The sequence below is a fragment of the Leisingera sp. S132 genome, from assembly GCF_025144465.1.
In the GTDB taxonomy this organism is placed as follows: Bacteria; Pseudomonadota; Alphaproteobacteria; order Rhodobacterales; family Rhodobacteraceae; genus Leisingera.
The window spans coordinates 1,106,316-1,126,387 of sequence record NZ_CP083553.1; the positions used below are offsets into that span (position 1 = coordinate 1,106,316).

16 protein-coding genes are annotated in these 20,072 nt (G+C 65.1%); 11 read left to right on the forward strand and 5 right to left on the reverse strand.

The window, feature by feature from the left end:
- Nucleotides 1-330 precede the first annotated feature (330 nt).
- The 10 genes from murB to K3725_RS05475 all read left to right on the forward strand — a co-directional run bounded on the left by murB (nt 331) and on the right by K3725_RS05475 (nt 12,885).
- Entirely contained in the window at nt 331-1,272 is a 942-nt protein-coding gene (murB, locus tag K3725_RS05430; protein ID WP_260018570.1) for a UDP-N-acetylmuramate dehydrogenase, read from the forward strand.
- A gap of 334 nt (nt 1,273-1,606) precedes the next feature.
- Complete coding sequence (locus K3725_RS05435) at nt 1,607-2,485, forward strand: D-alanine--D-alanine ligase (protein WP_260018571.1); 879 nt, start codon at nt 1,607-1,609, stop codon at nt 2,483-2,485.
- Nucleotides 2,473-3,366, forward strand: coding sequence for a cell division protein FtsQ/DivIB (locus K3725_RS05440; RefSeq protein WP_260017817.1), 894 nt, complete (start codon nt 2,473-2,475; stop codon nt 3,364-3,366). Before K3725_RS05435 ends, K3725_RS05440 begins: the two co-directional genes overlap by 13 nt.
- 1 nt (nt 3,367) lies before the next feature.
- Nucleotides 3,368-4,702 (forward strand): cell division protein FtsA, encoded by a 1,335-nt coding sequence (gene ftsA, locus K3725_RS05445; RefSeq protein WP_065266242.1) that lies wholly within the window; start codon nt 3,368-3,370, stop codon nt 4,700-4,702.
- A gap of 386 nt (nt 4,703-5,088) precedes the next feature.
- Nucleotides 5,089-6,813 carry a cell division protein FtsZ gene (ftsZ, locus tag K3725_RS05450; RefSeq protein WP_260017818.1) on the forward strand — a complete coding sequence of 575 codons (1,725 nt, stop codon included), beginning with the start codon at nt 5,089-5,091 and terminating at the stop codon, nt 6,811-6,813.
- A 211-nt stretch (nt 6,814-7,024) separates the two neighbouring features.
- The gene (gene lpxC / locus K3725_RS05455; protein WP_260018572.1) at nt 7,025-7,960 is read left to right on the forward strand and encodes a UDP-3-O-acyl-N-acetylglucosamine deacetylase; all 936 of its coding nucleotides are present in this window, start codon (nt 7,025-7,027) and stop codon (nt 7,958-7,960) included.
- 240 nt (nt 7,961-8,200) lie between these two features.
- Nucleotides 8,201-9,049 (forward strand): outer membrane protein assembly factor BamD, encoded by an 849-nt coding sequence (locus K3725_RS05460; RefSeq protein WP_260017819.1) that lies wholly within the window; start codon nt 8,201-8,203, stop codon nt 9,047-9,049.
- Between the two features lie 27 nt (nt 9,050-9,076).
- Nucleotides 9,077-10,726 carry a DNA repair protein RecN gene (gene recN, locus K3725_RS05465; protein ID WP_260017820.1) on the forward strand — a complete coding sequence of 550 codons (1,650 nt, stop codon included), beginning with the start codon at nt 9,077-9,079 and terminating at the stop codon, nt 10,724-10,726.
- A gap of 89 nt (nt 10,727-10,815) precedes the next feature.
- Nucleotides 10,816-12,498: a chloride channel protein gene (locus K3725_RS05470; RefSeq protein ID WP_260017821.1), complete on the forward strand. Its 1,683-nt coding sequence runs from the start codon at nt 10,816-10,818 to the stop codon at nt 12,496-12,498.
- A gap of 195 nt (nt 12,499-12,693) precedes the next feature.
- Nucleotides 12,694-12,885 carry a hypothetical protein gene (locus tag K3725_RS05475; protein ID WP_260017822.1) on the forward strand — a complete coding sequence of 64 codons (192 nt, stop codon included), beginning with the start codon at nt 12,694-12,696 and terminating at the stop codon, nt 12,883-12,885.
- A 190-nt stretch (nt 12,886-13,075) separates the two neighbouring features.
- On the opposite strand, the gene K3725_RS05480 is transcribed toward K3725_RS05475, so the two are convergent.
- The 5 genes from K3725_RS05480 to K3725_RS05500 form a co-directional block, all read right to left on the reverse strand.
- Nucleotides 13,076-13,417, reverse strand: coding sequence for a DUF427 domain-containing protein (locus K3725_RS05480; RefSeq protein WP_260017823.1), 342 nt, complete (start codon nt 13,415-13,417; stop codon nt 13,076-13,078).
- A 62-nt stretch (nt 13,418-13,479) separates the two neighbouring features.
- Nucleotides 13,480-15,270, reverse strand: a complete 1,791-nt coding sequence (locus tag K3725_RS05485) for an aminopeptidase P family protein (RefSeq protein WP_260017824.1) — start codon at nt 15,268-15,270, stop codon at nt 13,480-13,482.
- Between the two features lie 367 nt (nt 15,271-15,637).
- The gene (gene cobT / locus K3725_RS05490; protein WP_260017825.1) at nt 15,638-17,515 is read right to left on the reverse strand and encodes a cobaltochelatase subunit CobT; all 1,878 of its coding nucleotides are present in this window, start codon (nt 17,513-17,515) and stop codon (nt 15,638-15,640) included.
- A gap of 167 nt (nt 17,516-17,682) precedes the next feature.
- A complete protein-coding gene (gene cobS, locus K3725_RS05495) occupies nt 17,683-18,669 on the reverse strand; it encodes a cobaltochelatase subunit CobS (RefSeq protein WP_260017826.1) in 987 nt (328 codons plus the stop codon).
- A gap of 407 nt (nt 18,670-19,076) precedes the next feature.
- The gene (locus K3725_RS05500; protein ID WP_260017827.1) at nt 19,077-19,700 is read right to left on the reverse strand and encodes a J domain-containing protein; all 624 of its coding nucleotides are present in this window, start codon (nt 19,698-19,700) and stop codon (nt 19,077-19,079) included.
- Nucleotides 19,701-19,806: 106 nt separating this feature from the next.
- Here K3725_RS05500 and K3725_RS05505 point away from each other — a divergent pair, with 106 nt between their 5' ends.
- Complete coding sequence (locus tag K3725_RS05505) at nt 19,807-20,061, forward strand: BolA family transcriptional regulator (protein ID WP_260017828.1); 255 nt, start codon at nt 19,807-19,809, stop codon at nt 20,059-20,061.
- Nucleotides 20,062-20,072 lie beyond the last annotated feature (11 nt).

Below are 20,072 nucleotides of genomic sequence, written 5' to 3' on the forward strand. Positions count from 1 at the left end.
ATCCAAGCGGGACTATCTTGTGTAACCCGTTTGGTGCCGGTGCGCGCACCGGTGGTGGAGGCAGGCAATGATCGCCGTTTCTGCAACTTGGCTGGCCTTTGGCCTGATGTGGCTGCTTGGCTTTTATTACCTCGGCCGGTTCCGGCGGCATTGGCTGGCGGCATTGGCTGCGGCCGGCTGGCTGGCCACGCTGGTCTGGCTGGAGCAGAAGCAGTGTTTCGCTGATCACATCCATGATTTCCGCGAGGTTGCGTTGTCCCTTTATTTCCGCGGCCATCTTCTTTACGGACTATGCGCGTTCATAGGATGGAACTTGGGGCGGAAGCGGCGATGGCGGCGCAAGATCAAGCTATACTTCCGGCGGTGCGTGGCCGCCTTACTGGGCAGAAACCGCTTGCGGAACTGACCTGGCTGCGGGTCGGCGGCCCGGCTGACTATCTGTTTCAGCCTGCGGATGTGGATGACCTGGCAGATTTCCTGCGCCAGCTGGACCCGGGCGTTCAAGTGTTCCCGATGGGCGTCGGCTCCAACCTGATCGTGCGCGACGGCGGCATGCGGGCGGTGGTGATCCGTCTGGGCCGCGGGTTCAATGGCATTGAAACAGACGGTGATAGAGTGACCGCGGGTGCCGCGGCGCTGGATGCGCATGTTGCCAAACGCGCGGCGGATGCGGGGATCGACCTGACCTTCCTGCGCACCATTCCCGGCTCCATCGGCGGCGCGGTGCGGATGAACGCGGGCTGCTACGGCAGCTACACCGCGGATGTGTTCGTGTCGGCCACCATCGTCACCCGCCAGGGGGAGATCCGCGAGATCGCGGCACAGGAGCTGGACTTTCAGTACCGCCAGACCGCCTTCCCGGAGGGTGCGGTGCTGGTCGCGGCCACCCTGCGCGGCCCCAGGGGAGAGCCGGAGGAGCTGCATGCGCGGATGGCGGCGCAGCTGCAAAAGCGCGACGAGACCCAGCCGACGCGCGACCGCTCGGCAGGCTCCACCTTCCGCAACCCGGCGGGGTTCTCCTCGACGGGCCGCGCTGACGACGTGCACGACCTCAAGGCCTGGAAGGTGATTGACAACGCCGGCATGCGCGGCGCGCGGCGCGGCGGAGCGCAGATGAGCGAGAAGCATTCCAACTTCCTGATCAATACGGGTGGCGCAACTGCCGCAGATTTGGAGGGGCTGGGCGAAGATGTGCGGAAAAAGGTTTACGAAGATTCCGGCATCACGCTAGAGTGGGAAATCATGCGGATAGGTGATCCGCTTCCCGAATAACCGGAAATCTTGAGCGCCGGCAAAGGCTTCTGCACCGGCGGCTGGAGACGGGGCAGGGCCTGACGCAGGTCCGGGAAGCGGACATCTTAACCGTGGTAAAGGCACTGTTAATGCGCCGGTAAGATTTTGGGCGTTAGGTTGCGGCACGGGCGGCAAGGCACCGCCGGTTTCAGGGGCGTATAGCCCCGCACAGATCAGCCGGAAAAAATCCGGCGTAAATTAATAAGGCGGGCCTGTAACGGGTCCCAAGAAACAGGGGCAAAAAGCCCCGCGTATATTGAGGCGTTTCGTGGTGAGTAAGTCGAGCAGGGCACTCCCGAAAGTCGCGGTGCTGATGGGCGGACCGTCAGCCGAACGCGAGGTATCGCTGTCCAGCGGCCGTGAATGCGCGGCCGCTTTGCGCGGTGAGGGGTTCGAGGTTGTCGAGGTGGATGCGGGCGCCGATCTGCACGCACGCCTTTTGGATGTGAAGCCGGATGTGGTGTTCAACGCGCTGCACGGGCGCTGGGGCGAGGACGGCTGCGTCCAGGGCGTGCTGGAATGGCTGCAGATCCCCTATACCCATTCCGGGGTGCTGGCCTCTGCGCTGGCAATGGACAAGCAGCGCTCCAAGGAGGTCTACCGCGCCGCCGGACTGCCGGTGGTCGAAAGCGGGCTGTTTGCCAAGGATGACGTGAGCGCGGGCCATGTGATGGCGCCGCCTTATGTGGTGAAGCCCAACAACGAGGGCTCCAGCGTCGGCATCTATATCGTGCATGAGGCCTCCAACGGCCCGCCGCAGCTGTCGGAGGAAATGCCGGCCGAGGTGATGGTGGAAACCTATGCGCCGGGGCGTGAGCTGACCACCACTGTGGTCGGGGACCGGGCGCTGACGGTCACGGACATCCTGACTGACGGCTGGTATGACTATGACGCCAAGTACAAGCCCGGCGGCTCGCGCCATGTGCTGCCCGCGGACCTGCCGCGCGAGATCTTCGATCTGTGCCTGGAGTATGCCCTGAAGGCGCATGAGGTGCTGGGCTGCCGTGGTGTCAGCCGCACCGATTTCCGCTGGGATGAGGCGCGCGGTGCCAGCGGGCTTGTTCTGCTCGAAACAAACACTCAGCCCGGCATGACGCCGACCTCGCTGGCGCCGGAGCAGGCCGCCCATTGCGGCATGACCTTTGGCCAGCTCTGCGCCTGGATGGTGGAGGATGCCTCATGCAACCGCTGAACAGCTGGTTCCGCAAGCCGGAGGACGGGCGTTGCGATCCGGCGCCGTCGCGGCTGAAATACCGCCTGCAGCGCTGGATGCTGACGCCGGGCATCCGGTTTGGCCTGCGCTTCGGGGTGCCGTTCTGCCTGGTGTTTGCGGCAGGCAGCGCCTATCTGGCGGACGAGGCCCGGCGCGATACGCTGGTGGGGCTTTACATTGACGCCCGCGCCGCGATCCAGGAACGGCCCGAATTCATGGTCAAGGTGATGGCGGTGGACGGGGCCGGCGTCAGCGTGGCGCGCGACATCCGCGAGGTGGTGCCGCTGGATTTCCCGGTCAGCTCCTTTGACCTGGACCTGGAACAGATCCGCGATGTGATCACCGGTCTGGACCCGGTGAAAACCGCCAGCGTCAGGATCCGCCCCGGCGGCATCCTGCAGGTCGATGTCGAGGAGCGCGAGCCGGCGCTGATCTGGCGCAGCCGCGAGGGGCTGGCGCTGCTGGACGAAAACGGCATTCACGTGGCTGAGCTGGGCCGCCGCAGCCTGCACCCGGACCTGCCGCTGATTGCGGGCAAGGGGGCGGCAGACCATGCGGCGCAGGCGCTTCGGCTGTTTGCAGCGGCCAAACCGCTGGGGCCGCGGCTGCGCGGGCTGGTGCGGGTTGGTGAGCGGCGCTGGGATGTGGTGCTGGACCGCAAGCAGCGGATCATGCTGCCGGCCGAAAAACCGGTGCGGGCGCTGGAGCGGGTGCTGGCGGTCAGTGAAGTACAGGATTTGCTGGAACGCGATGTGGCAGCGGTGGATATGCGTCTGGCTGGGCGCCCCACCGTGCGGATGACCGAGAACTCAGTGGAAAACTGGTGGCGGATCCGGCAGTTGAACGGGGGCGGGCAGTAACATGACAGATCTATATCAATCGCAGCGGGCGATGCGGCAGATGCGGCGTCAGGCGATGCAGCGCGGCGTGGTGGCCATTCTGGACGTGGGCAGCTCCAAGATCGCCTGCCTGGTGCTGCGCTTTGACGGCACCGGCAGGCTTAGCGAGGACGGCTCCATCGGCGCTTTGGCCGGGCAGTCCGGGTTCCGGGTGATCGGCGCTGCAACAACGCGGTCGCGCGGGGTGCAGTTCGGCGAGATCAACGCCATGCAGGAGACTGAGCGCGCCATCCGCACCGCTGTGCAGGCGGCGCAGAAGATGGCAGAGGTGCGGGTCGATCACGTGATCGCCTGTTTCTCCGGCGCCAATCCGCGCTCTTACGGGCTGGATGCCAAGCTTGACCTTGAGGGGCAGGTGGTCTCCGAGCATGAGGTGGCGCAGGTGCTGGCCTCCTGCGAGGTGCCGGAATACGGCGCGGGCCGCGAAGTGCTGCATGCGCAGCCGGTGAACTTTGCGCTCGACAACCGCTCCGGCCTCGGCGATCCGCGCGGTCAGATGGGCCAGACCCTTGCGGTCGACATGCACATGCTGACGGTGGATGCCATCGCGGTGCAGAACCTGGTGCGCTGCATCCAGCGCTGCGACCTGGAGTTGGCAGGGATTGCGTCCTCGGCTTATGCCTCCGGCTTCTCGGCGCTGGTCGAGGATGAGCAGGAGCTGGGCGCGGCCTGCATCGACATGGGCGGGGGCGCCACTTCGATCTCGATCTTCATGAAGAAACACATGATCTATGCCGACGCGGTGCGTCTGGGCGGCGATCACATCACTAGCGACATCTCGATGGGGCTGGGCATTCCGATGGCCAATGCAGAGCGGATCAAGACCTTCAACGGCGGTGTGCATGCCACTGGCGCCGACGACCGCGAAATCATCGACATCGGCGGCGACACCGGCGACTGGGAGCACGACCGCCGTACCGTCAGCCGGGCGGAGCTGATCGGCATCATGCGCCCCCGCGTTGAGGAGATCCTGGAAGAGGTGCGGGCGCGGCTGGATGCGGCCGGGTTCGAATACCTGCCCAGCCAGCAGATCGTGCTGACTGGCGGCTCCAGCCAGATCATGGGGCTGGACGGCTTGGCAAGCCGCATCCTCGGCCAGCAGGTGCGCCTGGGCCGCCCGCTGCGGGTCCATGGCCTGCCGCAGTCGGCAACCGGGCCGGGCTTTGCCTCGGCTGTCGGTTTGTGCCTGTTTGCCGCCCATCCGCAGGACGAGTGGTGGGACTTCGAGATGCCTGCTGGCCGTCACCCGGCGGGCACCCTGGGCCGTGCGGTGCGCTGGTTCCGCGACAACTGGTAGATCCGGGCGCAGGCGGTCAAATCAATTCAGCCGGAACGGGCAAAGAGGGCGTGACAGTGCCCTCCTGACCCGTTAGTCTGCCGTTAACGTCCGCGGCAAACGCGGCGATTCAGCAGGCCGGGCAGTGGCCAGCCAAACCTTGGAGCCAACCTCCTCTGCAAAGCGATTTTGCGGACGGACAGGTTTTGTTGTGTGTGGCTTGTGCTCAATCCGCAATATCTGCTAGGGACGGCGAAATACCGCGGTTTTAGCCTTAGAATGAGGCCTTATTTTGTGGCGCGTCGTGCTTTTTAGGATGACGAAACACCCTCTCCGCGGTAGATTATGGTGAATAGGACAGGAATAAGCCCTTTGCGGGAAGGGCAGGTAACACAGGCGGTATGAGCATGACGTTGAACCTTTCGATGCCCGGGAATGAAGAGTTGAAGCCGAAGATCACCGTGTTCGGTGTCGGCGGCGCCGGCGGCAATGCCGTCAACAACATGATCGCCAAGGAATTGGATGGCGTCGAATTCGTCGTGGCCAATACCGACGCGCAGGCGCTGCAGCAAAGCTCGGCCAAGAGCCGGGTGCAGCTGGGCATCAAGGTCACAGAAGGTCTCGGCGCAGGCGCCCGCCCGCAGGTGGGCTCTGCCGCGGCTGAGGAAAGCATCGAGCAGATCGTCGATCACCTGGCGGGCGCGCATATGTGCTTTATCACCGCGGGCATGGGCGGCGGCACCGGCACCGGTGCTGCGCCGATCATCGCGCAGGCCGCCCGCGAACTGGGCGTGCTGACCGTGGGTGTTGTCACCAAGCCGTTCCAGTTCGAAGGCCTGAAGCGGATGCGCCAGGCCGAGGCCGGCGTCGAAGCCCTGCAGAGGGTCGTCGACACCCTGATCATCATCCCGAACCAGAACCTGTTCCGCCTTGCCAACGAGAAGACCACCTTCACCGAGGCGTTCTCGATGGCCGATGATGTGCTGTACCAGGGCGTCAAAGGCGTGACCGACCTGATGGTCCGTCCGGGCCTGATCAACCTCGACTTTGCTGACGTCCGCGCCGTGATGGATGAGATGGGCAAGGCGATGATGGGCACCGGCGAGGGCGAGGGCGAGGACCGCGCGGTCCAGGCCGCCGAGAAGGCGATTGCCAACCCGCTGCTGGACGAAATCAGCCTTAAGGGCGCCAAGGGCGTGCTGATCAACATCACCGGCAGCCACGACCTGACCCTGTTTGAACTGGACGAGGCCGCCAACCGCATTCGCGAGGAAGTGGATCCGGACGCCAACATCATCGTCGGCTCGACCCTGGATACCGGCATGGAAGGCAAGATGCGGGTTTCCGTCGTGGCCACCGGCATCGACGCAACCGACGTGAACACCGACATGCCGGTGCCGCGCCGCCCGATGTCCGCCCCGCTGCGCCAGACCGTCAGCGTCGAGGAAAACCGCGCCGCGCCGCTGGAGCTGGAAACCCCGGTTCAGCAGCCCGTGGCCGCCGAGGCCGCTCCGGCTGCACCGGTACAGGACGCACCTGCCGCTGCCGCTCTGGAAGAGCCGTCGCTGTTCGAGGAACTGAACGTGCAGCAGGCTGCTGATCAGGATCTGGTGGAAGACGTCGTGGAAGCCGTGGAGCAGATGGCCGATGACGGCCTGCCGCCCCCCGCATACCAGCCGCAGGTTCCGGAATTCCGCCCGCAGGCGGATGTGGCGGAAACCCCGCAAGCTGCCTTTGTGGCCCCCAAAGCACCGGCTCCAGGCACCCCGTCGCCGCAAGCGCTGGAGCGTCTGCAGGCCGCAGCCCAGCGGGTGCAGCAGCCCCAGGCTCAGCAGATGCAGTCCCAGCAGCCAATGCGCCCGGCGGCTCCGGCTGCCCAGGCTCCGCAGCAGCCGCAAACCCAGCAGCAGCCCGAAGGGCAGCGCCGCTTCGGCCTCAACTCGCTGATCCACCGGATGACCGGCAGCAATGACGCCCCGGCCGCCAAGCAGCAGCCGCAGGCGGTGCGCCAGCAGCCCTCCATGCATGCGCATGCGCCGGCGGCCCAGCCGCAGCAAATGCAGCAGCAGCAGGCGGATCCGGACCAGGAGCGCATCGAAATCCCCGCTTTCCTGCGCCGCCAAGCCAACTGACGCATCACATATCACGCTTTGAAAGCCGCCTTCGGGCGGCTTTTTGCTTTTTATTTACAGTGAGTTGACGCGTTCTGAGCGGTGTTTTGCCGAGCTGTTACAGCCATGTTTCAAACCGTTACAAAGATTGAGTTGTGCGTTTTTGAGCAAAACCTTAACTCTCGTCCGCAACACGGCCCCCGAGGCCGGAAACAGCAAGACGAGGCGCAACGTGCAGAACACGCTCAAAGCATCGGTGGCATTCGAAGGGACCGGCCTGCATTCCGGCAAACCCGCACGTATGGTCCTGATCCCGGCTCCGGCGGGGCATGGCATCGTGTTCAAACGCACCGACATCGCCTTGGGCAATACCCTGGTTCCGGCCCGCTGGGATCTGGTTGAGCGCAGCCCGCTTTGCACCCGTCTGGTCAATGGCTCCGGCGTTAGCGTTTCCACTGTCGAGCACATCATGGCAGCGCTGGCTGGTTGCGGCGTGCATAATGCGCTGATCGAGATCGACGGCCCGGAAGTGCCGATCGTGGACGGGTCCTCCGCCCCGTTTGTGCGCGGCATCATGAGCCAGGGCGTGCAGCGCCAGGATGCGCCGATCGTCGCCTATGAAATTCTGAAGCCGGTGACGGTTGAGAAGGATGGCGCCCGTGCCACCCTGCTGCCCAGCGACCGGCTGACCATCGAATTCCACATCGACTTTGCCGAGGCCGCCATCGGCCGCCAGAGCAAGTCCCTGGACATGCGCAACGGCAGCTTTGCGCGTGAGCTGTGCGACAGCCGCACCTTCTGCCGCCAGGCAGATGTCGAAGCAATGCAGGCCAACGGCCTCGCCCTGGGCGGTGTGCCCGGCGAGAACGCTGTTGTGTTTGACGGAGAACGGGTCGAGAGCGGCGCGGGCCTGCGCCACTCGGACGAGCCTGTACGCCACAAGATGCTGGATGCGCTGGGCGATCTGGCGCTGGCCGGGGGGCCGATCTTGGGGTGCTATGTTGGCGAGCGCGCGGGGCACGCGCTGACCAACACCTTGCTGCGGGCCCTGTTTGCGGAGCCGGGTGCAGTCCGGGCCGTCGCCTGCGATGCAGCGATGACCGCACGGCTGCCGGGGCAGGGGCTGATCTGGTCGGAAATCCCGGCCGAACAGCGCCGCGTGGCATAAGGCAGAAAACCAAAAGAACGAGCGGACAGACTGGCCCGGGACATGATCGTCCCGGGTCTTTTACCGCAGGCTCGCCCGCGGATGCGCTCCTGCGCTGCCGGCCGGCCTTGACCATTGCCGGCTTTCTCTGCCAAGTGAGGGCGGAAGTGGCGAAAGGCGTTTTGCGCGCCATTTGAATATGCTAGAGACGGCATAACCGGGGCGGACACCCGTAAGGCAAAGACGGTGAGGTGAGGCATTATGAACGGCATCTGGGCGGGAGCCAAAACCCTCGGCGCGGTTCTGCTGGTGGCAGCCCTTGCAGGCTGCGGCGGCGACGGCGGCGCAGTGAAGCGCGGCGAGTCGGTCGAGGCATTCTCCCCCGATCAGATCTATGAGCGCGGCGAGTTCGAACTGGCCAACCGCCGCCCCAAGGATGCTGTCTACTACTTCTCCGAGATCGAACGCCTGTATCCCTATTCCGAATGGGCCAAGCAGGCGGTGATCATGCAGGCCTTTGCCTATCACCGGGTCAAGGACTATGAGAACAGCCGCGCTGCTGCTCAGCGGTTCATCGACTTCTACCCGGCGGATGAAGATGCGGCCTATGCCCAGTATCTGCTGGCGCTGAGCTATTACGACCAGATCGACGAAGTGGGCCGCGACCAGGGGCTCACCTTCCAGGCGCTGCAGGCGCTGCGCACCGTGATCGAGGTCTACCCGGACAGCGAATATGCCAACTCGGCGATCCTGAAATTCGACCTGGCCTTTGACCATTTGGCGGGCAAGGAGATGGAGATCGGCCGTTATTATCTGCGCCGCGGCCACTACACCTCTGCGATCAACCGCTTCCGGGTGGTGGTGGAGGATTTCCAGACCACCAGCCACACGCCTGAGGCGCTGCACCGTCTGGTCGAGGCTTATCTGTCGCTGGGGCTGACTGCCGAGGCACAGACCGCGGCGGCCATTCTCGGCCACAACTTCCAGTCCACCGACTGGTATGAGGACAGCTACAAACTGCTGACCGCAAACGGGCTCAAGCCCCGGGACCGCGGCAACAACTGGCTGAGCCAGATTTACCGTCAGACGGTCAAGGGGCGGTGGCTGTAACGGCCGCCGCAGCAATGGGGCGGGGCAATGCTGCGCGCGCTTGATATCCGGGATATCCTGATCATCGATCATCTGGAGCTGAATTTTCAGCCCGGCCTGAACGTGCTCACCGGCGAGACCGGGGCAGGGAAATCGATCCTTCTTGACAGTCTCGGCTTTGTGCTGGGCTGGCGCGGACGTGCTGAACTGGTGCGCCAGGGGGCGTCGCAGGGGGAGGTTCTGGCGGAGTTCGAACTGGGCGAGGATCATCCCGCACACGCGATCCTGGAAGAGGCTGGGCTGCCGGGCGGCACTGAGCTGATCCTGCGCCGGGTCAACACCGCCGAGGGGCGCAAGACCGCCTGGGTTAACGACCGCCGCTGCTCGGGCGAGGTGCTGCGGGCACTGTCGGAGACTTTGGTGGAACTGCATGGCCAGCACGACGACCGCGGTTTGTTGAACCCGCGCGGACATCTGGCACTGCTGGATCAGTATGCCGGGGTGCAGGACCTGCTGGCACAGGTGCGCAGTGCCTGGGGAGCGGCCGCAAAGGCGCGCAAGACAGTTGCGTCCACCCGCGCCGCGCTGGACGCCGTGCGTGCCGAAGAGGAATTCCTGCGCCACGCGGTGGGAGAGCTGGACAAGCTGGACCCGCAGCCGGGCGAGGACGAGGCGCTGGACACCCGGCGCCGGCAGATGCAGGCGGCAGAGCGAATCCGTGGCGACATTGCTCGCGCCCACGCGCTGCTGAGCGAAGGCGCCGAGACAGCAATGGGCGAAGCGCAGCGCTGGCTGGAAGGTGTTGCGGGGCAGGAGGCCGAGGGCGGATTGGATGAGCCGCTGGCGGCGCTCAGCCGGGCGATGATTGAACTGGGCGACGCTCAGGACGGGGTCGAACGGGTGCTGGACAGCCTCGATTTCAACCCCGGTGAGCTGGAGGACTGCGAGGAGCGCCTGTTTGCAATCCGGGGCCTTGCGCGCAAGCATGATGTGCAGCCGGATGAGCTGGCAGGCTATGCGGAGACCCTGCGCGGCAAGCTGGCGGCGCTGGACGCGGGCGATCAGGATTTGGCCGATCAGGAAGCCGCGCTGAAAGCCGCGGAGGCGGCCTATTCCGGGGCCGCCAAGCAGCTGGGCGCAGTGCGCCGCCAAAGCGCTGCAGCGCTGGATCTGGCGGTGATGGCAGAGTTGGCTCCGCTGAAGATGGAACGCGCGGTGTTCGAGACCCGCATCACCACTTCAGAGCCCGGCCCGGACGGCATGGATGCGGTGGCCTTTACCGTGGCGACCAACCCCGGTGCGCCGGCAGGACCGCTGAACAAAATTGCCTCTGGCGGCGAGTTGAGCCGGTTTCTTTTGGCGTTGAAGGTTTGTTTGCGGGGAGAAGATTCCAGCAAGACGCTGATTTTTGACGAGATCGACCGCGGCGTCGGCGGCGCAACGGCAGATGCAGTCGGTCGCCGCCTGCGCAGCCTTGCGGGTAGCGGACAGGTGCTGGTGGTCACGCATTCGCCGCAGGTTGCAGCCCTTGGCGGCCACCATTGGCAGGTGCGCAAGCAGGTGGTTGACGGCATGACCTTGTCGCAGGTGGTGCCGCTGGCCGATGCCGAACGGGTGGATGAGCTTGCCCGGATGGTGTCCGGTGATACCATCACCGAGGAGGCCCGCGCCGCGGCCCGTGCATTGCTGGCCGGATGACCCGCCGGTTCCATGGCCTGGGTGAGGGTTCTTTAACCGGGATGTGGCAGCAAGGAGCCACAGAAGACAAGAAGACCCGCTGACAGGTTATGGTGCAAGAAATCCGTTCGTCCCTTTCCGCAATTCTCCTGCAATGGCTGGCTGGCCTCAAGGACATCTGGCGGGTGCTGCGCCACCGCGGCCCCAGCCAGTTCCAGTTCTGGCTGATCGCGCTGCTGATCGGCATCGCCGCGGGTTTTGCCGCGCTGTTCTTCCGCAAGGGGATCACGGCGCTGCAGGCCTGGGTCTATGGCGCCCCGGATCTCGACTACCTGCATTCCTACGCGCAGGACCTGCCCTGGTATGTGCTGGTCAGCATTGCCGCGGGCGGCGGGCTGGTGGTGGGGCTGATCCTCGACCGCTTCACCCCGGATGCCCGGGTGCGTTCTGTTGCCGACGTGATCGAGGGCGCGGCGCTGCATGACGGACGGGTTGAGCACAAGGAAGGCCTGGCATCGGCGCTGGCGTCCTTCATCACGCTCTCCACCGGCGGTTCCACCGGGCGGGAAGGGCCGGTGGTGCACCTGGCCGGAGTGATTTCCACCTGGGTCAGCAACCGCATCAACGCCGACGGGATCACCGGGCGGGACCTGTTGGGCTGCGCGGTGGCCGCGGGCGTCTCTGCCAGCTTCAACGCGCCGATTGCGGGGGCGCTGTTTGCGATGGAGGTGGTGCTGAGGCATTTCTCCGTTAATGCCTTTGCGCCGATCGTCGTCGCCTCGGTCGCCGGAACCGTGATCAACCGGCTGGAATACGGCGATGTGACCGAGTTCACCCTCAACACGCCCGGCGCGCTGCAGTTCTACGTGGAGCTGCCCGCCTTTCTGATCCTCGGCCTGATCTGCGGCTTGGTGGCGGTGGCGCAGATGCGGGCGATCTTCTTTGCCGAGAAGGTGGGCAACACGGTGCAGCAGCGCTTGTCGCTGCCGCGCTGGCTGCGCCCTGCGGTGTCGGGTGCCATGCTGGGGGTGATTGCGGTGTGGTTCCCGCATATCATCGGCGTCGGCTACGAAACCACCGTGCTGGCACTGACCGGCGGCCTGCTGCTGGGACAGGCGGTGATCTTTACCGTGGTCAAGACTGCCGCTGTGGCGATCACCATGGGCGGGCGCATGGGGGGCGGGGTGTTCTCGCCCTCGCTGATGATTGGGGCGCTGACCGGGCTGGCCTTCGGGCTAATTGCCACTTCGGTGCTGCCGGATGTGTCTGGCACTCACACGCTTTATGCCTTTGCCGGCATGGGGGCAGTGGCCGCCGCGGTGCTGGGCGCGCCGATTTCCACCACTCTCATCGTGTTTGAACTGACTGGCGACTGGCAGATCGGCCTGGCGGTGATGGTGTCGGTCTCCATGTCCACCGCGCTGGCCTCGCGGCTGGTGGACCGGTCGTTCTTCCTGACGCAGCTGGAGCGGCGCGACATCCATTGCGCAGCAGGCCCGCAGGCCTATCTGCTGGGCATGATCCGGGCCGGTGCGGTGATGCGGCCGATGGGCGACAGCCGTTGCGCCAGCCTTGAGGAGTGCGAGGCCCTGGCAGAGGAGGGGCTGTGCATCCGTGCGGCCTCCTCGCTGGAGGCGGCGATGCCGGTGTTTGACCGGGCCGACGCGGCCTATCTGCCGGTGGTCATGGAGGAAGAGGGCAAGGAGCAGGTCATCGGTGCGCTCTATCATGTGGATGCGCTGAAGGCCTACAACCGTGCCCTCGCAGCCACAGCCGCCGAAGAGCACAGGTAGGCCTGGCGCAGAAGTTGAGGCTTTTCCGTCTGAACCCGGAGCGGTTTAGGGGAAAAATGCCCGTTTCTTCCCCGGATATGTGCGTTTTTGGATACAGGTTAAGGATTAATTAATCTGCGGATTGCCCTGCGGCAATGTCTGGCTCACCATTACGTGAGAAAATCGCAAAAAACTCTCACATTGGCAGGCACCAAAATGCGAAAATTCGAAACTGGCCCGCAAGAGGCTGGTACGAAACACAAGGCGAACGAGCGGGAAAACGAACGGGCGGCACTGGAAGCAGTGATCAACTATGCAATCCAGTGCGCGCGTGAGGCAGATATCCTGGGCACAGGCGACTCTCTGGAACAGGCGAGGCAGGACCTCAGCCGGGCCGTCCTGACCTGAACCCCTCTCTCTAAGCCGGCAGGCTTACAGGCGCTGCGCGCGGCAGCGGCGGGGCAAATCTGGCCTTAGATTCCCGAAAACGAAAACACCGGCGCCAGGGCACCGGTGCGTGGTTCTTCAAACTTTCTGGTGGTCAGGCCGGGAGGCAGGCGCCGCGCTGCAGCGGCGGTACTGCAGCGGGCGTGCTTGATCAGACCTGCTCGACTTTGACAGAGGCGCTCAGCACAAAGGCCAGATGGCCCTTGATCTGCGCTACGTCTTCCTTGGGATCCTCATAGCTCCAGGCGGCATTCTCTGTCACCGAGGACTTGTTGGCGATCGAGAAATAGCTGGCATCACCCTTGTGCGGGCAATGAGTGGTCTTGCTGGTGCGGTCCAGGAACGCCATGGCGATGTCTTCGCGCGGGAAGTAGATGACCGGATCCAGATCGCCCTCCGACAGCTCCAGTGCATTGGAGGTCTCCCCCAACACGGCGCCGCCGGAGCGGACGGTCCAGGTGCCTTCGGCCTTGCGGATACGGATAGTGGTCATGCGTGTTTTCCCATTCTCTTCGGTCTTGTCGTCTTGTGTTCAGCCTATGTAACACAGCAGTGTCACAAGGGTGCGGTTGCGGCATCAAGCCACGCCTTTGCGGCGGGGCTGAGCTGCGGGCCGATTTTTGCCAGAACCTCCTGGTGATAGCTGTCGAGCCAGTCTTTCTCGTCTGCTGTCAGCATGGAGGCATTCACCAGCCGCCGGTCAACCGGGGCAAAGGTGAGCGTGCGCCAGCATAGCATGTCGCGCTCCGGGTCGCTGGTGTCAAGAGCCGGGGCGGTTTCAACAACCAGAAGGTTCTCGATCCGGATGCCAAAGGCGCCTTCCCGGTAGTATCCCGGCTCATTGGACAGGATCATGCCGGGTTCAAACGGCACATGGCTGGTGCGCGCCAGCCGCTGCGGGCCCTCGTGCACACTCAGGTAGGCGCCGACACCGTGACCCAGGCCATGGTTGAAGTCCTGGCCCGCCAGCCACAGCGGCATCCGGCCGATGCATTCGATATCGCGGCCTGCCAGCCCCTTAGGCCAGCGCAGGCGGGACATGGCGATCATGCCCTGCAGCACGCGGGTAAAGGCGGCGCGCTCCTCTTCGCCGGGCGTACCGATGGCGATGGTGCGGGTGATGTCGGTGGTGCCGTCCAGATACTGGCCGCCGCTGTCCATCACCAGCAGATGGCCGTCCTCCAGCGTCGTGTCAGTCTCCTCGGTCACGCGGTAGTGCATGACGGCGCCGTTCTCGCCGGTGCCCGCAATGGTTTCAAAGCTGATGTCGCGTAAGGAAGGGTCTGCGCTGCGCAAGGCCTCCAGCTTCTTCACCACGTCGATCTCGGTGATGGTGCCGGGCGCCTGCGCATCCAGCCAGGCCAGCATCTCCACGATGGCGGCACCATCGCGCAGGTGTGCCGCGGCGCTGCCTTCGATCTCGGCGGCGTTCTTGCGTGCCTTCGGCAGGGCGCAGGGGTCGCCGGCGGGCACCAGCCGTTCGCCCAGCTTGTCCGCCACGATCTGCGGCACTGTGCTGGAATCTGCGGCCACAGAGCCGTTGAGCGCTGCGGTGGCCTGGAGGAAGTTTTCGGGCGCATGAAGGGTGACGGAGCTGTCAAAGTGGCCTTCAAGCCCTTCCAGCTTCTCTGCCGCCATGAACAGGTCCACCCGCGCGTCATCGTGCAGGATGGCAAAACCATGCGCCACCGGATTGCGGGCCACGTCGCTGCCGCGGATATTCAGCAGCCACATGATGCTGTCGGGCAGGGTGATGACCGCCGCCGCCTGGCCAGCGTCCCGCAGGCCCTTGGCGAGCCGCGCGCATTTGTTTGCGGCGCTTTCGCCCGCATAATCCAGTGGATGCGGGGCCACCGGGTTCATTGGCGGCACCGGCTGGTCCTCCCAGATCCGGTCCACCAGGTTTTCGCATTGCACCAGGGTGATGCCGCTGCTCTTCAGATCCTTTTCCAGCGCGGTGATCTGCCCGGCGGCATGCAGCCAGGGATCAAAGCCCACCTTGCCGCCGCTGGGCAGCTGTTCCTTCAGCCAGTCCGCCAGCTGCACATCGGGCCAGGGCACCGGAGTGTAGTCCGCGGCGACCTGCCGTTTCACCTGGGTGCGGTAACGGCCGTCGATGAACACGCCGGCAATCTCCTGCAGCACCGCGCAAAAGCCCGCAGAGCCTGTGAAACCAGTCAGCCAGCTGAGGCGCTCGTCATGCGGCGCCACATATTCGCCCTGGTGGGCATCGGCACGCGGCACCAGGAAGCCATCGAGACCTTCCGCCGCCAGTTCCTTGCGCAGGGCAGCCAGACGGGGCGGGCCCTGGTCCGGGCGGGCGGTCACGTCAAAGGTCTGATACATCGGCGTCTCTCCTGCAGATAAGGCGGGGCGGCGGCAGGGGAAACCCTGAGGACCGCAGCAAAGAAAAGGCGCGGGGCCGGGCAGCCGCGCGCCCCTTCTTGTCCCAAATACCCCTGCGGCTGGCAAGGGCGGCAGCAGAGAGATTTGCCGGGACCTCACGGAACAAACCGGGAGGGCTTGAAGCAGGGGAGGCTCCCGCCCGGCCTTGGCGCATCCAGGATGCGCTGCGGCCCGTTGGGCCACGCGCCGGATGCAGGGCATCCGGCGCCGCCGCGCGCGTCAGCGCGCGGCCATGCCCGAGGCTGAGGACGGCATCGCAAGATGCAGGCCAAAAGCGCGGGAGCGCGCCCTTGGGTTGACGGGGAGGTCAGCTGGCGCGCTTGATGCCCATCACCCGGGCGCGGGCGCGCGGATCGCTGTCGAACAGGGCGGCCAGTTGTTCGGTCATGGCGCCGGCCAGCTGCTCCACATCGGTGATCGTCACTGCGCGTTGGTAATAGCGGGTCACGTCATGGCCGATGCCGATTGCCAGCAGCTCCACCTGCTTGCGCTTCTCGACCATCGCAATCACGTCGCGCAGGTGCTTCTCCAGATAGTTCGCCGGGTTCACCGACAGCGTTGAATCATCCACCGGCGCGCCGTCGGAGATCACCATCAGGATCTTGCGGGCCTCGCGCCGCGCCACCATCCGCCGGTGCGCCCATTCCAGCGCCTCGCCGTCGATATTTTCCTTCAGCAGGCCCTCTTTCATCATGAGCCCGAGGTTGGTGCGGGTGCGGCGCATTGGGGCGTCGGCCCCCTTGTAGATGATGTGGCGCAGGTCATTGAGGCGGCCCGGCTGCTGCGGGCGGCCCTCGTTCAGCCAGGCCTCGCGCGCCAGCCCGCCTTTCCAAGCGCGGGTGGTGAAGCCGAGGATTTCGACCTTCACGTTGCAGCGCTCCAGCGTGCGGGCCAGAACGTCGGCGCAGATCGCCGCGATGGAGATCGGACGGCCGCGCATCGAGCCGGAGTTATCGAGCAAGAGCGTCACCACGGTGTCGCGGAACTCGGTGTCCTTTTCGACCTTGAAGCTCAAGGGCGTGGTCGGGTTGGCGACAACCCGCGCCAGGCGGCCTGCATCCAGGATGCCTTCCTCACGGTCGAACTCCCAGGAGCGGTTCTGCTGCGCCTGCAGGCGGCGCTGCAGCTTGTTCGCCAATCGCGACACCGCGCCCTTCAGCGGCTCCAGCTGCTGGTCGAGATAGGCGCGCAGGCGTTCCAGCTCGGCAGGCTCGGCCAGGTCCTCGGCGTTGATTTCCTCATCATCGGCGTCCCGGAACACCTTGTAATCCGGGTCGGCATCTGAGACCGGCGGCGGGGCCGGCGGCTCCAGCGGCGCCTCGCCGTCGGGCATCTCGGTGTCCTCTGCCAGATCGTCATCGGCCATCTCGTCCATCGAGACTTGGGCCTGGCTTTCGTCCTGCTGCTGCTCCTGGCTCTGCTCAGGCGAGGCGTCGGCCTGCTCCTCTTCGCTATCGTCCTGGCCGGTGCTGTCCGGGTCCTGCTGCTCCTCGGCGTTGTCCTCGGCCTCGTCGTTTGCCTCGTCGTCCAGCTCATCCGGGTCGTCGCCCAGCTGGTCGCCATAGCCAAGGTCGGAGATCACCTGCCGCGCCAGTTTGGCAAAGGCGGCCTGGTCGGCAATGGTCTCGTCCAGGTTCTCCAGCGTGCCGCCGGCCTGGGATTCGATGAAGCCGCGCCACAGCTCCATGATGTTGCCCGCACCCTCGGGCAGGTCGCGGCCAGTTGCCAGATGGCGCACCAGATAGCCAGCGGCGGCGGCCAGCGGCGCCTCGGAGGAGGACTTCATCTGCTCATAGCCGCGGCGGATCGACTCGTTGCGGATCTTGACGTCGATGTTCGACGCAGTGCCGGGCATGTGGCGCGCGCCCATCGCCTCGCAGCGGGCGGTTTCCATCGCCTCATAGAGATCGCGCGCCATTTCGCCTTGCGGCACGTATTTGGCGTGGGTGGCGTCGTCGTGGAACTTGTGGCGCAGCGCCAGTGCATCCGCGGTGCCGCGGGCCAGCAGAACCTCCTCACGCGTCATCCGGCGGGAGACCTGCGGCAGCCGCATGGTGTCGCCCGTGAGGCCCGAGGGGTCGACCGTGTAGCTGACCGTCAGCTCCGGGTCGTTGGCCATCACCTTGGTGGCCTCAGAGAGGGCCTTCTTGAACGGATCGGCTGGGTTGTCGTTCGGCTTTTTCATGGTCGCACCTTTTCCGCCAGTCAGCATCGCCCTTGCCTGATTGAAAGTCCAGCGAGTGTGCTGCGGATAGGGCAGCGGCCGGCCCGGCGGGGTGGGCGAGAAGCGCCCGCCCCGTGGGGGGGCGGGTCGGGCGCTGCCCGGCCTGCGGCCGGGCGGCATTTTACCAGTTAGCCCAGCGAAACGCTCGCAGCGCTCTCCGGCAGCTCCTCGTCAAAGCAGCGCTGGTAGAACTCGGCCACGGTCTGGCGCTCCAACTCGTCGCATTTGTTCAGGAACGACAGCCGGAAGGCATAGCCCACGTTGCGGAAGATCTCGGCGTTCTGGGCCCAGTTGATCACCGTCCGCGGCGACATCACGGTCGACAGATCGCCGTTCATGAAGGCGGTACGGGTCAGGTCGGCAACAGTCACCATCTGCGAGATCTTCTTGCGGCCCTCGGAAGTGTTGTAATGCGGCGCCTTGGACAGAACGATGGCGCTTTCGGCGTCATGGCTCAGGTAGTTCAGGGTGGAGACCAGCGACCAGCGGTCCATCTGCGCCTGGTTGATCTGCTGGGTGCCGTGGTACAACCCGGTGGTATCGCCGAGGCCAACGGTGTTGGCAGTCGCAAACAGGCGGAAGAACGGGTTCGGGGTGATGATCTCGTTCTGGTCCAGCAGGGTCAGCTTGCCGTCATGCTCCAGCACCCGCTGGATCACGAACATCACGTCAGCGCGGCCCGCGTCGTATTCGTCGAACACGATCGCAACCGGGTTGCGCAGCGCCCAGGGCAGGATGCCCTCGTGGAACTCGGTGACCTGCTTGCCGTCGCGCAGCTTGATCGCGTCCTTGCCAATGAGGTCGATCCGGGAGATGTGGCTGTCCAGGTTCACCCGCACGGAGGGCCAGTTAAGCCGCGCCGCGACCTGTTCGATGTGGGTCGATTTGCCGGTGCCGTGGTAGCCTTGGATCATCACGCGGCGGTTGTGGCTGAAGCCTGCCAGGATGGCCAGCGTGGTTTCCGGGTCGAACTTGTAGGTGTGGTCCATGGCCGGAACGCGTTCAGAACCCTCGGCAAAGCCCTTGACCGTCATGTCGGTGTCGATCCCGAACACATCGCGCACCGAAATCGTATCGGTCGGTTTCGCATTCATATCCACAAATCCGTCGGTCATCGCAGTCGGTCCTTATCCCTCTTCCCTGCTGTCAGGGGCCAATTCGCGGGATTGGTGCCCGATCTGGACCGCGCGCGCAAGGGAAAGTCGCGCCGGAAACCAGCTTACGGGGCGATTGGCGCGGAACTGGACGGGCGGAACGGGGCCTCCTGGCCGGATCGCCGCCGCTCTCTTCACGTCAAAGCGCCCCCAGCCGGGCAGCAGGGGGCGCGTTTTGCCGGTTATGTCTAGCTTTTGGGGGGACAGCTGCATCCGGCATGCCCCTGCGTAACCGGTCGCGGCGGGGTGCGTCAAAGAAATAAAGTTTCTATCATAAACTTTCGGCAAAAGACCGCGCATCGCAACCGGCGGTGCGGCAAAGAAAAAGGGCGGCTCCTGCCGCCCCTTTCAGGTTTGCCGCCCCTGTCTTACTTGAAGCTGCGGCTGTCCTTGATCTGGTCCCAGGCCCAGCGGACCTCCTGCAGCTGTTCCTCCTGGCTGCGGTCGCCGCCGTTCATGTCGGGGTGCAGCACCTTGATCAGCTTCTTGTAGGACTTGCGGATGTCGGCCTTGGACCAGTCGTCCTTGGCCTCCAGGATTTCGATGGCGCGGCGCTCGGTCGGCGGCAGGCGGCGGCCCGTCTTGGCGGCGCGGCCCGGATTCTGGGTCGCATTGGCACCCAGCACCTGATGCGGGTCCTCGATGCCCAGCCGCGCCCATGCGCGCGCTTCCGGGTCGCCCATCGGCTTGGTCTCGCGCTCCCAGACCTTGTCCTTGGAGCGCTGCGCGTTCAGCTCCGCCTCGGTGGTGCCTTCGAAGAAGTTCCACTGGTTGTTGTACTCGCGCACGTGCTCCTGGCAGAACCAGTAGTAGTCATCCAGCACATCCGGCGCCTTGGGCGCGCGAAACTTGCCGGCCTCCTCGCAGCCGTCCTTGTCGCAGACGCGCTGGGACGTCTCGGACGCTCCCGTGGCAGCGCGCCGCCCGCGCGGATTCTTCTTCTTGGCGGAGCGGACGGACATATCAAAGCCAAAGGGATCGGATTTGCTCATGGGGCGCACCTTCTAGACGCATCTGTTCGACTCGGAGGCAGCAGTTTAGTCTAAGGGGCGCCAGATTGAAGGGGGCGCAGGCAAAAAAGATGGGGATGAGCGGAAAATGAACGTGAAGCAGGAAATGGAAGCAGCATTGCAGGCGGCGTTTCAGCCAACCGCGCTGGAGGTGGTCAACGAAAGCCACAAACACGCGGGTCACGCCGGTGATGACGGCTCGGGCGAGAGCCATTTTGCGGTGATGATCCGCGCCGGGGCCTTCGAAGGCATGAACCGGGTGCAGCAGCACCGGGCAGTGCACAAGGCGCTGGGCGGCATCGTGCCGCGCATCCACGCGCTGGCGCTGGATATCGGCGCCTGAGGCCGAGTGGC

Coding starts and splice junctions, on each gene's coding strand:
- murB (WP_260018570.1), top strand. CDS start 331: ATGGCGGCGCAAGATCAAGCTATACTTCCGGCGGTGCGTGGCCGCCTT.
- K3725_RS05435 (WP_260018571.1), top strand. CDS start 1,607: ATGGGCGGACCGTCAGCCGAACGCGAGGTATCGCTGTCCAGCGGCCGT.
- K3725_RS05440 (WP_260017817.1), top strand. CDS start 2,473: ATGCAACCGCTGAACAGCTGGTTCCGCAAGCCGGAGGACGGGCGTTGC.
- ftsA (WP_065266242.1), top strand. CDS start 3,368: ATGACAGATCTATATCAATCGCAGCGGGCGATGCGGCAGATGCGGCGT.
- ftsZ (WP_260017818.1), top strand. CDS start 5,089: ATGACGTTGAACCTTTCGATGCCCGGGAATGAAGAGTTGAAGCCGAAG.
- K3725_RS05460 (WP_260017819.1), top strand. CDS start 8,201: ATGAACGGCATCTGGGCGGGAGCCAAAACCCTCGGCGCGGTTCTGCTG.
- recN (WP_260017820.1), top strand. CDS start 9,077: ATGCTGCGCGCGCTTGATATCCGGGATATCCTGATCATCGATCATCTG.
- K3725_RS05470 (WP_260017821.1), top strand. CDS start 10,816: ATGGTGCAAGAAATCCGTTCGTCCCTTTCCGCAATTCTCCTGCAATGG.
- K3725_RS05475 (WP_260017822.1), top strand. CDS start 12,694: ATGCGAAAATTCGAAACTGGCCCGCAAGAGGCTGGTACGAAACACAAG.
- K3725_RS05480 (WP_260017823.1), bottom strand. CDS start 13,417: ATGACCACTATCCGTATCCGCAAGGCCGAAGGCACCTGGACCGTCCGC.
- K3725_RS05485 (WP_260017824.1), bottom strand. CDS start 15,270: ATGTATCAGACCTTTGACGTGACCGCCCGCCCGGACCAGGGCCCGCCC.
- cobT (WP_260017825.1), bottom strand. CDS start 17,515: ATGAAAAAGCCGAACGACAACCCAGCCGATCCGTTCAAGAAGGCCCTC.
- cobS (WP_260017826.1), bottom strand. CDS start 18,669: ATGACCGACGGATTTGTGGATATGAATGCGAAACCGACCGATACGATT.
- K3725_RS05500 (WP_260017827.1), bottom strand. CDS start 19,700: ATGAGCAAATCCGATCCCTTTGGCTTTGATATGTCCGTCCGCTCCGCC.
- K3725_RS05505 (WP_260017828.1), top strand. CDS start 19,807: ATGAACGTGAAGCAGGAAATGGAAGCAGCATTGCAGGCGGCGTTTCAG.